We start from the raw sequence: 12,904 nt of genomic DNA on the forward strand, positions 1-12,904 counted from the left end.
TCGATGCACCCGAGATAACTGAACGAAGGCAAGCGGGACCGCACCGCTCGATCCATCTCGGGGGGATACCGGCCCGCATGCCAGAGAGCAGGCCAATGGTCGCCTCCAACCCCTCTCCCCCTGGCTGCGGTTCCTCGATCGGTGCTGGCTGGGGCATCCTGGGAGTGTGGCGACCGATGAGCAGTTCCACCGGGAAGCGCCTGCTAGTGGTGGCAGGCAGCGTTTCGAAGCGGGGCAACAACGGGCCGATGACCATGGCTGGGTCTCGATCGCAGCGCGGTCGGCGGCGTTGCAACAGAGTCTGATCGATGCAGCCCACCGGCTCGCCGCAACCGAGGACGATGCAGCCCGCCTGTACGACGAGATCGCGTCTCTCGGCCGTACCAGAGAAGCCACCGCGCGCCGACTCGCCGAGCACGCCCGCGCTTCTGCCCGCCGAGCACGCGAGATCGCCGACCATTTTCACGCTGCGACCGATCCCGACTGATCTCGCAGGAGGGCAGGCCAGCGGTCATCTCGGACCCCCCTCCCCCCGGCTGCGCAGATATTGCCCCATATGGCTGAGGAGTGGGCCACGCCCTGGTAGGAGGGGCCTACCGGTACCCCCATCGATCTCGTGTTCGGCAGAAAATGGCGAACGATGAGACCCGAACACCCCCATGTCGGCGAAGCTGAGCGAGGACGACGAATGCCACCACACCGTGGTCCGGCCGGACCGGATCAGCGACTCGCACCCCCATCCTCGGTGCCACCGCAGCACAACCGCACGGACAGTCGGCCCGACCGACACCCGTATGCATGAGCCGACTGAGCCAACTGGACCAACTGATCGTGACCAGGTCAAACGCCATGAGCCAACTGCGAGACGATTCCCAGTGGGACCACACATCGCAGTGAGCCGACTGGGGGCTCGACCCCCTCCCCGCCCGGTCTACGCATGGCGGTTGGCATAGGGCGCGCCAAGCTGTACGGATTCCGGAGTTCCGGCCTGGTGGGTAAAAGCGTTTTGGTAAATCCGACTTTCTGGGAGAGGGCTGGAGAGAACGGTCCCTCGCTCCCCGCACCGGAGATCCGCACCGGGGGGTAGGTGCGAAGCACCGAAAAATCGGAACCCCCGGTCCCCTGACTCGACAGGGGTAGTCAGGAATTTTTTACACGGGCGAACTTTTCAGCGTGCACACTCCGATTCGACAGCCCGAAAACCCGTACGGGCGCGCTCCTGCTATACGGGACGCATCCACCGATACCGGGGCGGGGGCACCTACCCCAGGCATGGGCAGCGAGTAGCTAACGGCCATCACGAGTTATGCCGCGCGAGCGGTCCGGTCCTTGCCCTGTACCGCCGCGCTCAACCCCCGGCGCGTGGCCTGGCGGCGTCAGTACTGCCCCTTGCGGGTGAATTGCCTGCCCTAGCCAGGCGAGCCGTTCCACCTCCGTCGCGCGATCTTGGCGTTCCTTGATCGCAGCGTCTCGCGCCGCGTTCAGCTCCGCCAACCGTGCGTCTGCGCGCTCGCGTTCTTTCGTGGCTTCACGTTCCACGCTGGCAGCGTTGACAAGCTCTGGGGTAGGTCGTTCCCCAATCTCGACGGTTTCCCGCTCATTGGACTGGCTAGGCACTGGGAACGGGAATTCCTTCAGTACTCGTTCGGCGGATTCCCTTGCGACCCTGTCTCGTTCGGATTCCGATGCTGCGCGTTCCCGCGCTACCTGCTTGAGCACGTCGAGCGTTTTGCGTTCCCGCTCGACACGTTCAGGAGCGTCCACCCGCCCGCGTGCGGCGGCTTCGCGAAACTGCTGCATTTTGCGGTTTTGCTCGGCACGCACTTTCGCCCGCTCGACGGCTTGCTGCTGCGCCTTGCGCTGCCGCTCTTTCTCGGCCCTCTCCTGGGCTCGGGCTTCTTTCTCCTTGGCCTGGCGCTGCTTTTCGACATGTTTACCGATCGTGAGCGCTAGACGCCGCTGTTCGCGGGTGACCTCCTGGACATCGAACTGGCGGCCCCACTTCTTATTTAACTCCTGGAATCTGTCGAGTACCTCACGGTCAACCCTAGCGCCTTGAACTACTGTCCAATTTATTTGGTAACCCTGCTTGAGTAAGTGTTCTTCTTTTTGGAGCTGGGGTAACGCCTTCTCTTTGTCGACCCTGCCTGCTTTGTACTCGTTCCCCTCTTGCATCCTCACGTTTGCAACGTCGTGCACTCTGGGGCCGGAGGGTGTGACGTGGCGGACTTCTTTCTCGTACCCACGTTCGGGGGTCTGACCACGTATTAGGGCCATGCCATCGCGAAACCGGTTGCCCACGTCGCGGGAGCGTTTCCACTGCTCTCTAGCTCTGAGGTAGCCCTGGCGGTCCCTGGCGTTAAGCCCTTGGAACCATTTCCCGTCGACATATCGGGTGTAGTCCGCTTCTAGCCTGTCGTTCCATTCATAACCCATCGGCTCCCCCTGAGCCCGGTGAAGCTTAGGTGATCAGCTCTTAAGTTGTTCGGTCAAAGTTGGCCGTCCGGCGCTTACCCATTCCCGATAGCTCTCCGAACTATTGGCGAAGATCGTGGACAGGTTGTCTCCCCATTTCCTGTGCACGGTTGCCGTAATCAGATTTCCAACGTCCAGATAGGCATCAACCCATTCATGCCGGATCACCGGTCCGAAATCCGGATAACGAGCACCGCCCATGCTCGGAGCGTTGAACCAGCGCCCTTCAAAATTCCGGCGGAATACTTCACCAATGAATCGACTGAATTGATCTGCTACGACCCAGTTCTCTGCTCGGTCGACATCATCCATATCCGAAAAACGTTCAAGCATGTCGCGCTCAACCCGGTCTAAACCCTCAGCCGTCCAAGGGTTGTCCGGCATATCCGGAACGGTCTCGTTCAGGAACGCGTCGATCTGCGCGTTCATCTTCTCCGAGTCCAGCCATGCCAACCACTGCGGATCATGCTGATCCCGCTCTATCTGCTCAAGCTCTGCCTTTGTGTACGGCCGGAAGTCGCCCATGAGCACCCCTCGTGTTAGGTCAGAACAGGACAGTGTCCCGCGTGCATGGTCAACATACAAGCTGGTCACGACAGAGTTCGGTCTTCCTCGCTCGTATCCTCGGGGCGCTGCGCGCTGGTGAACCGTTCACGTGCAGCGTTGAGCCGGTCTATGACCGGCCCGTCTTGGGGCTCTCCGGCCCAGTTCCATGCTCCAACGGCGTGACGCCATTCCGTGAGCGCTTGGTCGTACTCGCTCTCGTTCTGGTTCATGGTCCGTCGTACAGACGCTCGCCCGGCAACCGCCGTAAACCCGTTGTAGCTCCGGGGATCACGTCGACGTCATCCATGAAATGCCGCTGGCGCTGCTCCTCGAGGAAGAACAGCGCCGAGGTAAGGCAGGCGGCGAAGTCGAGCCGTTCGCCGCGCAGCGTGACGCGTAGGTGTAGATCCGGCTCCTCAGGATGGGGAGAGCGCTGCTCGGCAGTCATCGCGGTTACCGATCACTGCCGGACTCGCCAGCCAGAACAGCCGCCACGCGGTCATCTATCACCCGCACACCGACCAGCGAGCATTCACCCGCCATACCCAGGTGCGCGGCGATCATCCCGTCGACTACCGGCACCGTCACCCCACACTCACGCGATGGGCACGACACCGCCATCAGCGTGACCGTGGCCGCACGAAAAACCGCCGCACTGCATTGGGACAGCAACACTGTCTGACCTGCGGTGTTGTCAGCCACGATGCACCGCCAACGATCGCGAATCGCGATTGATCCCGGTACACCCGCGTATCGCTACGACCACCACATTGCCCGAGGGCCGAAACGTGTTGCGCGGTGGTTCTATCCACCGCCTGCTACCGCCTCCAGGGGCCGCAGTCGGCGACGGTAACGCGATAGCACCGTCGCGAACGATCATCACGTTGAGCCGGAACAAGTCTTTGAACAACCCGGTGTCGTCATCGGGCACATCGGGCCGGACCAAAAACGACCACCGGTTAGAGCCGACGTGCGCCACGATCGGACCGAGCGCTATCTGGTGGCGCTGCATATAGTTCCGCAGCACGATCCCCAACGGTCCCGGCATGGTCAGCGCAGCCGTACTCCCGGCAGAAAACGTCAGACGCCCGGAACCAGGCGGATCGATGTTGGCGGGCAGGCCGCACACCAACCGGTAGTAGACGCATCGAGAGACTGGTGTATCCCCAAAAGATATGTGCTCCATCGTATTTCAGTCCCCTGCTCGCGTCGGCGGTTATGGTGCGCCCGACCCCTGTCGCCGCAGACTGACACTCGCTCAGCGTGGGGGCCATAAGGCAATGGTCCGGGGCATTAGCGAAATGAACCACGGCGCGCAAGACGTACCTACGATGCACTTATGCGCAGAGAACGCCTCATCGACGCTCGCAAGGCAACAGGCAAGACGCAAGAGCAGATTGCCGAAGAAGTCGAGGTGGATCGAACGACGCTAGGGCGCTGGGAGCGTAACGAGGGAACACCGCACCCGGCGCAACGCCCCAAATATGCGGAGGCCCTGGGCATCACGATGGACGAACTCTCAGCAATGCTGAGCAGCGTTCCGTCCGTGACCGGCGAAATGCCCGAATGGCTATCGACGTATCTCGGTATGGAGCAGTCGGCAACCTCGATTCGCACACACGAACCGCGCGCGGTGTACGGACTCCTACAGGTTCCGTCCTACGTCGAAGCGTTGGTCAGCCGCGTCGGTATAAGCGGGGTGTCCGACACTTACGTGCAACAGGCCGTAGATCAACGGCTACACCGCCAGAAGCGAGTTCGATCCGGTGACTTGGTACTCGACGTGATTCAGCCGGAACCTGCGCTACGACTCCGAGTCGGTGCCCCGGCGGTTATGGCTGAGCAGCTACGTACGTTGGCGGAACTGGCAGAGCTGCCCAACGTCACGGTGCGAGTGACGACGTTTGAGGTAGGGCAGTACGAGGCGCGCAGACTCGGAGGCTTCTCCCTGATGTCCCATCCATGGGGCAACCCACGGGTGCACATCGAGAGCTACCGTGGCGGTACGTTCATCACGGATGCAGACGAAGTGGGCTACTTCGCGGCGGCGTTCGATCACGCGGCTAAGGTCGCACTGAGCCCTACCGAATCCCGCCGTTTCGTACTTGGGCTAGCTGAGGAATGGGAGAGCAGGAACCATGGATAACCTCGAATGGCGAGTGTCGAGCTTCACCGACAACGGGACGTGCGTGGAAGTCGCCGGAGCCCCGGACACGGTTTTCGTCCGCAACTCGAACGCGCGTGATGCCGGAACCGTCGCGTTCACCCGCGACGAGTTCTCTGCCTGGTTGAAGGGCTGCAAGTCCGGCGAGTTCGATGACTTGGCCTAGAGCGCTCGGGTGAGTGGTCCCCCTTCACCTGGAGTGGTGGACGGCGAGTTCGATCGTCCGTCAACATGACGAAGCCCGGTACGACGGTTCGATCAGTCGACCGGGCTTCTCCATGCCCTGAACAGGGGTTTTAATAACGTTGTACCGGTCAGTTGGAGACCTCGATGACGGTCACCGCGACCGCGAGCACCAGCGACCCGAACGGTTCGCCGACCCGGTGCGCGACCACCTCCGCGTGATAGACCGCCGCGAGCACCGCGCCGATCAAGGCCGCGGCCACCACGACGACCGCCACCCCGGACAGGCTGCGCCCCCAAGTGGCGGCCAGCGCGAGGGCGGCGAGGATAGGAACGAACACGGTCCAGCGGTCGGTCAACACACGGATCATGAGATCCATCGTTGCAGCTAACCCTCCGCATACTGGTCAGAGCGGTGCCGCAGGGCGATTTGCCCGGTTTTGCGGTCAGTCGCGGTGTAGCGCGTACCCGGTGAGGCCGGTGGGCCGGATCGCGATCGCCACCCGGTCCTTCGCGTCCGGCGGCACCATCGGACCGTTGCCGTAGCGCTCGGACAGGCTGGAGTAGAGCTCGCCCGCCGGGTCGTCATCGATGTGGTCGACGACACCGCGGACCTCGATGTACCGGTACGGGTTGTCCGGGTCATAGATCGAGATCGAGACGCGCGGCTCGTGCGCGAGGTTCTTGAACTTCTGCCGGAAGTTGGTGTGGGTGAACCAGATGAACTCGCCGTCCCACTGGAACCACATCGGGTTCACCTGCGGCGCCCCGTCCGGCCTGGTAGTGCCGAGGCTCGCGTAGATGGGTCGCACCAGCAGGTCCCGCACCTTCTCGGGAATTTCGATCGTCATACACCCTCCAGTCGATATGTGCGCTGTCCGCAGGTACGAAACTACGCGTCGCGCGGCGGTTTCCGGCGCAACGACCGGTGCCCCCACTGACGGGGGCAGATAACTGGACGTGGAGCCGATAGCCTGGCTCGGCCTTGATCGAGACGAACAGCAGCGGGGGCGCATGTCATACCCACCCGGCCAATACCCCGGGCAGCCTTACGATCCATACGCGCGACCGGACGCGCCGGAAGGCGGTCAGCAGGCTCCCCAACGCACGGATCCGACGCTGCTCAATCCGATGGGTCAGCAGGGTCCGGCCTATGTGCCGCCGTCGGATCCGACGCTGCTCAATCCCCTGAGCCAACCCGGCCCGGGCTACGTGCCCCCATCGGATCCGACGCTGCTGAACCCGCTGAGCCAACCGGATCCGGCCTACCAGCAGGGCCAGCCCTACACTCCGCCACCGCAGCCGTACGCGCCGAATCCGCAGTATCAGCAAGCGCCGCAGTACCAGCAGATGCCGTATCAGCAAGCGCCGCAGCAGTATCCGCCGCAGCAGGGCGGTTTCCCGCCGGGGCCGCCCGGCCAGGGATACCCACCGCAGCACGGACCCAACGGATCCGGCTCGGGTGGCGGCGGAAAGGTGCTCGCCGTAATCGGTTCGATCCTGCTCACCGTGGTCGTGATCGCCGGGATCATCGGGCTGAAGGTGTGGAAGAGCACGGTCAAGCACAACCGGATCGACGCGGGCGACACCACCACCAGCTTCACCGTCTCCCCCAGCACCTCCGACGCGCCGACCACCCGGCCGAGCGCCAAGCTGCCCCCGCTGACCACCGCACCGCCGACTACGGCGCCGACGACGAAAGCCGCCGCGATCGTGTGGATCGCGGCCGCCTACAACGACAAGACCAACGAAGTGCATTGGGCCAGAAGCTCACTCGGCCAGGACGCCGCGGTCGGGCAGGCGCAGGCCGCGTGCGGCGCCTCCTGCCAGGAACCCATCTGGTCGAAGGACGCCTGTGTCGCGTTCGCCTTCGGCCGGGGCGGCGGCTGGGCCTCCGCCTGGGGTACCACCATCAGCGAGGCACAGGACAAGGCGGTGGCCAGGGCGCAGGGCGACTGGAATGTCCCGGGCCCCTTCGAGTTCTGGTCGAAGTGCGCCAAGGACTAACTGGCAGTTAGTTGTCCAGGTCGATCCGGACGGTGAGCAGGTCGGTGCCGACCAGCTGAACCACCGCGCTATTGCCGCGCGGCAGCGCACGCAGCCGGGCGCGCGCGTCGTCCTCGGGCAGCAGCTGCGCGGTGCCGGTGTACCAGTTACCGTGCAGTCGCACGCGAACACGGTTGTTCGCCTTGATGTTTCGGATGTACTGGGAGCGGTCGCCGAACTCGGAGACCAGCCAGAAGGCGTTGTCGACCTTGCGGCCGCCGATCGGGGTGATGCGCGGTTGCCCGCTCACCCGGCCGACGGTTTCCAGCAGTTGCTGGGCGGGCAGCTTGCGCTGCAACGGATTGACGACGCGACGCTGCAGCGTCGTCACCACTCGATGCTGAAGATCGCGCTTGCTCGGCATGCCGCGACGGTAGCACCGGGGCGCGATATGGGCACAGTGCCGCGCGGCGTGCGCGAATGTGCGACACAGTGACGAAAGTGCTTTTGGCGCAATGCCACACCGGATTACCGGCCCGGTGGGCAATCCGACGAATTGGCGGGATTACCATCGCTTCTATGTGATGTAGGTCATAAAGTCCGTGCCCTGTAATAACTCTCCGCACACCAGGACAATTCATGGACGCTTCATCTCTGCATTCGCGCGGCCTAGTTCTCGCCGCGGCCACCGCGGCACTGTCCCTGATCGGCACCGGCCTGATCGCTCCCGCCCCCGCGCACGCCGCGGGGGCGATCTCTTTCGCGCCGAAGGTGGATTCGCCGTCGGGCGGCCAGTTTCCGTCCTGGGGGCCGGGCCCGTCCCCGATCGGCACCGTCACCGCCGACTTCAACGGCGACGGCAAGGCCGATGTCGTGGCGGCCGATTTCCAAGGGGCGGGGCCGATTCTGATGACCGGCAAGGGCGATGGCCGATTCAACACCGGCTCCAGGGTGGGCGATGTCGGCATCGGCTTCGGCGCGGTCGGCGTCGGCGACCTGAACGGCGACGGCAAGCCCGATGTCGTCGCGCAGGCGTGGACGACGATCGCGACGTTCGTGAACAACGGCGACGGCAGCTTCCGCCCGGCCAAGAAATACACGACTCTCGAAGGCGCGCAACAGGAAGTGATCGTCGCCGACGCCAACGGCGACGGCAAGGCCGACGTACTCAGCCTGGCACCCGCGGGCGTGCAGACCTGGCTCGGCAAGGGCGACGGCACCCTGGATGCCGGGCCGACCAGCCTGATCCCCGGTGTCGCCGCCGCGTTCACCGTCGGAAAGTTCAACTCGGACAACAAGATCGATATCGCGGTGAACAACGACGCGCTGCAGCAGGTGCACGTCTTCACCGGCAACGGGGACGGCAGCTTCACCCGGCGCGGCGCGAGCACGTCCGGCCTGATCACCGAGGACGTGCGCGCGGGCGACTTCGACGGCGACGGCATCGACGACGTGATCACCGCCGACTCGTTCTCCTTCAGCACCACGCTGCTGCTGTCCGACGGGAACGGCGGCTTCAAGAAGACCGACCGGGTGAACGTGTCCGGCCTCGGCCCGACCAGCATCGCGGCGGCCGACTTCAACAAAGACGGCAAGCTGGACGCCGCGATGTCGGCGGTACTGAACTCCCGGATCGTGATCTTCACCGGCAACGGCGCGACCGTCAGCAAGACCGGCGATTTCGGCGTCACCTCGCAGCCGCAGACGCCCGCCATCGCCGACTTCGACGGTGACGGCAAGCTCGACGTGGTGGTGGCGGGCAGCGCTAATGCGGTGTCGTTCTTGAAGAACATCTCCTGAAGGTGATCAGCAGATCGACGTCGGGGTGACGTTGTCGTCGAACGGCAGGTAGCCGTCGACCAGGGCGGTGATCTGCAGGCTGTTCACGATGATCTCGCCGCCGTGGTTGTCCAGGAACGCGACATCGGAGGCGTCCCGGCCGGTGGCGATCCGGACCAGCGTCGAACGCGGGGCCAGTCCGGTGGCGTCGAGGGCCCGCCAGGCGCCGTCGATGTAGGCCTCGGCGACCGCGTGGAAGTCCATCGGCGAACAGCCCGGCGCGTACACCGACACCACCCGCGCGGGCACCTTCACCGCGCGCAGCAGGGCCACGACCAGATGCGCGAAGTCGCGGCACACCCCGGCGCCGGACAGCAGTGTCTCCACCGCACCGTCGATGGGGTCGCTGCTGCCCGCGACGTAGCGGATCCGGCGCCCGACCCACCGCGACACCTCGACCGCGAGCTGGGCATCCGGTGTGCCGGAACCGAATTCGGTGGCGGCGAAGCCGAGCAGCTTGTCCGACTCGGCGAAGCGGCTCGGCCGCAGATACAGCGCGCGGTCGTAGTCGGAGCTCGGCTCCGGTAGCGCGGTACCGAGCACGGTCGCGGTGTAGTGCGCGCGCAAAGTGCCTGGGCCGACAGAGAATTTGTGGATACGGGTGCCGTGCGGGCCGAGGATCTCCCACGGCGCGATGGCCCAGCCGTCGAGTTCGAACACCAGCGACTCGTTCAGGTCCAGATTTGTCTGCCGCGCGACGGCGATCTGGAATTCGAGCGTGGTCGGCGCGGTGATCGCCACCTCCAGATGGACTGAGACATCGCGCTTCACACCACAATCCTGTCAGCCGCGGTCAAGTGCCCTTCCCATTTTCGACCACATAGTGCCGACTTCGCATCATCTGCACTGTCAATTCATGTTCAAGCGGGGATTAATGTGCCCGGCCGCCTGGATATGGGCGAGAATTTGCGCGTGCGCACCCAGTTCACTCGCGAGCTCGTCGCGTTGACCAATGATTTGACGCTGATGTGCCGGCTCACCCACGACGCGGCCGAGCGGGCGACCGAGGCACTCGTCGGCGCCGATCTCACCGCTACCTATGAGGTGTTCGCCCTCGACGAGCAGCTACAGAAGATGTATGGCGCATGCGAGGCACGGACGGTGGTGCTGCTCGCGTTGCAGGCGCCGGTCGCCCGCGATCTGCGGCACGTGGTCACCGCCATCCAGATCGCGACCGAGTTGTCGCGGATCGGCGGGCTGGTCAGTCAGGTCGCCGATCAGGTGTATCAGAGTCATCCGGGACATGTTGCGCCGCAAGCGATTCTCGAGATTCTCGCCGAAATGGGAAGGCTCGCCGCGACCAGGACCGCGCTCAGCGGTGAAGCCGTCGCCACCGGTCACCAGGAGCCGCCCGCCGAACACGATCCCGGCCTGCACGCGATGGAACTCCTGCACAAGCAACTACATTCGGCCCTCGCCGCCCCCGCGTCGCCGCAGCCGACCGCCGATGCCATCACCATCGCGCTGCTCGCCAACCACTTCGAACGCTGCGTCGACCACACTGCGCGCATCGATCGCCTGATCCGCTTCCTGGACACCGGAGTTCCGCCCACCGCGCAGCCCGCCGACAGTGCGTGAGCCCTATCGGTCGGTGGCGCGGGCGATCGCGTAGAGGTCGCGGGCGGGGCCGGTCAGTCGCTGGCCCGTCGGCCACACGGCGCGCAGGGTGCGGTTCATTTCGAGGTCGGTGACCTGCGGGGATACCAGGGTGCCCGCGGCGATTTCGGCCGCTACCGCAAGGGAACTCAGTACCGCGGGACCGGCGTCGGACGCGGCGGCGGTCTTGATGGCGGTGGTGGAGGACAGCTCTAGGGCAACCTCGGGTTTCCAGGCAGGCAGCTGACGAGAAACCGCGTGCTCGAACCAGTTTCGGGTGCCCGAGCCGGTTTCCCGTTGAATCAGCGCGGTTTCGGCGAGCTCGGCCAGGGTGACCGTGCCGCGGCGTGCCCAGCGGTGCGTCGGCGCCACGACGACCACGAGGCGGTCGTGCGCGACGACGTGCGACTCGAGGCCGGGGAAATTCTGTGGACTCTCGATGAAACCGATGTCTGCCTTGTTGTCGAGGACCTCCTTGGCGACCTCGACGGAGTTGCCGGATTCCAGGGCGATGGCGGTGCCCGGCGCGGTGGCCCGCAGCTTCATCAGCCAGGCGGGGAAGAGGTATTCGGCGATCGTCTGGCTGGCCGCGACGCGCAGGTGTGAGGCGCGCTCGGCCCGCAAGGTGTCGATTCCGGCGTCGAGTTGTTCGGCCGCGCGGACCACGCCGCGAGCCCACTCCGCGATCAGCGAACCGGCGGGCGTCGGCCGGGAGCCGAGGGTGGTGCGCTCCAGCACGGGCATGCCGACGAGCTTCTCCAGGTAGCGCATGCGGGAGGACGCGGAGGGCTGGCTGATGCCGTGCGCCGCCGCCGCGCGACCGAGGCTGCCCAGCTCGATCACCGAAAGCAGCAGGTCGAGCGCGGCCAGGTCCGGGACACGGGGCGACAAGGGCATAGAACGAGTCTATGCATACATAGGAACACGGCGGCTACCTGACGCCGCCGCATCCGGCGACGCTGGAGCCATGACCGCCACAGTGACCTTCCGCCCCGCAGCGCAGCGGCGTCTGGTCGGCGAGCTTCGTGCCGACCGCCGCCGACGCGGCTCGCTGCGCCAACTCGGCCCGAACTGGTTCGCCGCGGTGATGGGCACCGGCATCGTCGCCACCGCGGCGGCCACCCTGCCGCTGCAGTTCCCCGGGCTGCGCGGTGCCGCGACCGTGGTGTGGGCGCTGGCCGCCGCATTGCTGGTGACATTGACCGTCGCGTGGATCGCGCACTGGGTGCGTTTCCCCGATACCGCCCGCGACCACCGCAATCACCCGGTGATGTCGCAGTTCTTCGGCGCACCGCCGATGGCCTTGCTGACCGTCGGCGGCGGCACCCTGCTACTCGGCTCCGACGTGATCGGGATGCCCGCCGCAGTAGCGATCGACTGGGTGCTGTGGACCGTCGGCACCGTGCTCGGCCTGCTCACCGCCTTCGCCATCCCCTACCGGATGTTCACCAGGCACCGCGTCGCCGCCGACGCCGCCTTCGGTGGCTGGCTGATGCCCGTTGTGCCGCCGATGGTTTCGGCCGCGATGGGCGCACTGCTCGTCCCGCATACCCCGGCTGGTCAGCTGCGCTTGACCATGATCCTGCTCTGCGTCGCCATGTTCGGCCTGAGCCTGCTCGCCGCCCTGGTCACCATCACCATGATCTGGTCGCGCCTGGTGCATCACGGCACACCCCAGGCCGGCATGGTGCCCACCCTGTGGATCGTGCTCGGCCCGCTCGGCCAATCCGTCACCGCCGCAGGCCTACTCGCGAACGCCGCACCCGCCGCCCTGCCCGACCTCTACGCCAAGGGCTTCCTGGTCTTCTCGGTCATCTTCGGCATCGCCACCTGGGGCTTCGCCATGCTGTGGCTGGCACTGGCCCTCGCCCTCACCGTAAAGACCGCCCGCGCAGGCGAATTGACCTTCACCCTGACCTGGTGGGGCTTTACCTTCCCGCTCGGCACCTGCGTCACCGGCAGCACCGTCCTTTACACCCACACCGGTGCAAATCTTTTCGCCGCCAGCGCGATCGCCTTGTATGTGTTGTTGATCGCTGCCTGGTCGGTAGTCGCCATCCGAACCGCTCGTGGCGTACTGAGCGGCGATCTCCTCCGGCCGGTCACCAGTTGACC

Annotated in this window: 15 protein-coding genes and 1 pseudogene; 7 read left to right on the top strand and 9 right to left on the bottom strand. The window is 65.3% G+C overall.

From position 1 onward, the window contains the following. The first annotated feature begins 166 nt into the window (after positions 1-166). Positions 167-487, top strand: a complete 321-nt coding sequence (locus ACIBK2_RS42695) for a hypothetical protein (protein WP_396976420.1) — start codon at positions 167-169, stop codon at positions 485-487. An 800-nt stretch (positions 488-1,287) separates the two neighbouring features. Here the strand turns inward: ACIBK2_RS42695 and ACIBK2_RS42700 are convergent. The 4 genes from ACIBK2_RS42700 to ACIBK2_RS42715 all read right to left on the bottom strand — a co-directional run bounded on the left by ACIBK2_RS42700 (position 1,288) and on the right by ACIBK2_RS42715 (position 3,723). Further along, positions 1,288-2,436: a hypothetical protein gene (locus ACIBK2_RS42700; RefSeq protein ID WP_396976422.1), complete on the bottom strand. Its 1,149-nt coding sequence runs from the start codon at positions 2,434-2,436 to the stop codon at positions 1,288-1,290. A gap of 33 nt (positions 2,437-2,469) precedes the next feature. Then, positions 2,470-3,000, bottom strand: a complete 531-nt coding sequence (locus ACIBK2_RS42705; protein ID WP_396976424.1) for a hypothetical protein — start codon at positions 2,998-3,000, stop codon at positions 2,470-2,472. A gap of 247 nt (positions 3,001-3,247) precedes the next feature. Next, positions 3,248-3,469 carry a hypothetical protein gene (locus ACIBK2_RS42710; protein WP_396976426.1) on the bottom strand — a complete coding sequence of 74 codons (222 nt, stop codon included), beginning with the start codon at positions 3,467-3,469 and terminating at the stop codon, positions 3,248-3,250. A gap of 5 nt (positions 3,470-3,474) precedes the next feature. Continuing rightward, complete coding sequence (locus ACIBK2_RS42715) at positions 3,475-3,723, bottom strand: hypothetical protein (protein ID WP_396976428.1); 249 nt, start codon at positions 3,721-3,723, stop codon at positions 3,475-3,477. Between the two features lie 637 nt (positions 3,724-4,360). Here ACIBK2_RS42715 and ACIBK2_RS42720 point away from each other — a divergent pair. Together ACIBK2_RS42720 and ACIBK2_RS42725 are read left to right on the top strand one after the other, a co-directional pair. Next, the gene (locus ACIBK2_RS42720; protein WP_396976430.1) at positions 4,361-5,167 is read left to right on the top strand and encodes a Scr1 family TA system antitoxin-like transcriptional regulator; all 807 of its coding nucleotides are present in this window, start codon (positions 4,361-4,363) and stop codon (positions 5,165-5,167) included. Next, on the top strand, positions 5,160-5,351 hold the full coding sequence (locus ACIBK2_RS42725; RefSeq protein ID WP_396976432.1) for a DUF397 domain-containing protein: 192 nt from the start codon (positions 5,160-5,162) through the stop codon (positions 5,349-5,351). The genes ACIBK2_RS42720 and ACIBK2_RS42725 overlap by 8 nt, the downstream gene beginning before the upstream one ends. Positions 5,352-5,505: 154 nt before the next feature. Here ACIBK2_RS42725 and ACIBK2_RS42730 read toward each other — a convergent pair. Next, positions 5,506-5,739, bottom strand: a pseudogene (locus tag ACIBK2_RS42730) (ionic transporter y4hA); the annotation flags it as partial. A 75-nt stretch (positions 5,740-5,814) separates the two neighbouring features. Then, on the bottom strand, positions 5,815-6,219 hold the full coding sequence (locus ACIBK2_RS42735) for a PPOX class F420-dependent oxidoreductase (RefSeq protein ID WP_396976434.1): 405 nt from the start codon (positions 6,217-6,219) through the stop codon (positions 5,815-5,817). 163 nt (positions 6,220-6,382) lie between these two features. Here ACIBK2_RS42735 and ACIBK2_RS42740 point away from each other — a divergent pair, with 163 nt between their 5' ends. Then, a complete protein-coding gene (locus ACIBK2_RS42740; RefSeq protein WP_396976436.1) occupies positions 6,383-7,375 on the top strand; it encodes a DUF4189 domain-containing protein in 993 nt (330 codons plus the stop codon). Between the two features lie 7 nt (positions 7,376-7,382). Here ACIBK2_RS42740 and ACIBK2_RS42745 read toward each other — a convergent pair whose 3' ends face one another. Continuing rightward, positions 7,383-7,778 carry a nitroreductase/quinone reductase family protein gene (locus tag ACIBK2_RS42745; RefSeq protein WP_396976438.1) on the bottom strand — a complete coding sequence of 132 codons (396 nt, stop codon included), beginning with the start codon at positions 7,776-7,778 and terminating at the stop codon, positions 7,383-7,385. Positions 7,779-7,993: 215 nt separating this feature from the next. Between ACIBK2_RS42745 and ACIBK2_RS42750 the strand changes: the two genes are divergently transcribed. Further along, entirely contained in the window at positions 7,994-9,154 is a 1,161-nt protein-coding gene (locus ACIBK2_RS42750; protein ID WP_396976441.1) for an FG-GAP repeat domain-containing protein, read from the top strand. A 6-nt stretch (positions 9,155-9,160) separates the two neighbouring features. On the opposite strand, the gene ACIBK2_RS42755 is transcribed toward ACIBK2_RS42750, so the two are convergent. Beyond that, positions 9,161-9,964: a transglutaminase family protein gene (locus tag ACIBK2_RS42755; RefSeq protein WP_396976443.1), complete on the bottom strand. Its 804-nt coding sequence runs from the start codon at positions 9,962-9,964 to the stop codon at positions 9,161-9,163. Between the two features lie 141 nt (positions 9,965-10,105). Between ACIBK2_RS42755 and ACIBK2_RS42760 the strand changes: the two genes are divergently transcribed. Then, the gene (locus ACIBK2_RS42760; protein WP_396976445.1) at positions 10,106-10,771 is read left to right on the top strand and encodes a phosphate signaling complex PhoU family protein; all 666 of its coding nucleotides are present in this window, start codon (positions 10,106-10,108) and stop codon (positions 10,769-10,771) included. Between the two features lie 3 nt (positions 10,772-10,774). On the opposite strand, the gene ACIBK2_RS42765 is transcribed toward ACIBK2_RS42760, so the two are convergent. Then, complete coding sequence (locus ACIBK2_RS42765; protein ID WP_396976447.1) at positions 10,775-11,686, bottom strand: LysR family transcriptional regulator; 912 nt, start codon at positions 11,684-11,686, stop codon at positions 10,775-10,777. A gap of 70 nt (positions 11,687-11,756) precedes the next feature. On the opposite strand from ACIBK2_RS42765, the gene ACIBK2_RS42770 reads away from it, so the two are divergent. Beyond that, positions 11,757-12,902, top strand: coding sequence for a TDT family transporter (locus ACIBK2_RS42770; RefSeq protein ID WP_396976449.1), 1,146 nt, complete (start codon positions 11,757-11,759; stop codon positions 12,900-12,902). Positions 12,903-12,904: the final 2 nt, after the last annotated feature.

Origin of the sequence: Nocardia sp. NPDC050175 (genome assembly GCF_044459885.1) — a bacterium.
In the GTDB taxonomy this organism is placed as follows: Bacteria; Actinomycetota; Actinomycetes; order Mycobacteriales; family Mycobacteriaceae; genus Nocardia.

What these genes read in the sequence shown, in the direction of transcription:
- ACIBK2_RS42700 (WP_396976422.1), bottom strand. Translation starts at nt 2,436, where the DNA reads ATGGGTTATGAATGGAACGACAGGCTAGAAGCGGACTACACCCGATAT.
- ACIBK2_RS42705 (WP_396976424.1), bottom strand. Translation starts at nt 3,000, where the DNA reads ATGGGCGACTTCCGGCCGTACACAAAGGCAGAGCTTGAGCAGATAGAG.
- ACIBK2_RS42710 (WP_396976426.1), bottom strand. Translation starts at nt 3,469, where the DNA reads ATGACTGCCGAGCAGCGCTCTCCCCATCCTGAGGAGCCGGATCTACAC.
- ACIBK2_RS42720 (WP_396976430.1), top strand. Translation starts at nt 4,361, where the DNA reads ATGCGCAGAGAACGCCTCATCGACGCTCGCAAGGCAACAGGCAAGACG.
- ACIBK2_RS42725 (WP_396976432.1), top strand. Translation starts at nt 5,160, where the DNA reads ATGGATAACCTCGAATGGCGAGTGTCGAGCTTCACCGACAACGGGACG.
- ACIBK2_RS42735 (WP_396976434.1), bottom strand. Translation starts at nt 6,219, where the DNA reads ATGACGATCGAAATTCCCGAGAAGGTGCGGGACCTGCTGGTGCGACCC.
- ACIBK2_RS42740 (WP_396976436.1), top strand. Translation starts at nt 6,383, where the DNA reads ATGTCATACCCACCCGGCCAATACCCCGGGCAGCCTTACGATCCATAC.
- ACIBK2_RS42745 (WP_396976438.1), bottom strand. Translation starts at nt 7,778, where the DNA reads ATGCCGAGCAAGCGCGATCTTCAGCATCGAGTGGTGACGACGCTGCAG.
- ACIBK2_RS42750 (WP_396976441.1), top strand. Translation starts at nt 7,994, where the DNA reads ATGGACGCTTCATCTCTGCATTCGCGCGGCCTAGTTCTCGCCGCGGCC.
- ACIBK2_RS42765 (WP_396976447.1), bottom strand. Translation starts at nt 11,686, where the DNA reads ATGCCCTTGTCGCCCCGTGTCCCGGACCTGGCCGCGCTCGACCTGCTG.
- ACIBK2_RS42770 (WP_396976449.1), top strand. Translation starts at nt 11,757, where the DNA reads ATGACCGCCACAGTGACCTTCCGCCCCGCAGCGCAGCGGCGTCTGGTC.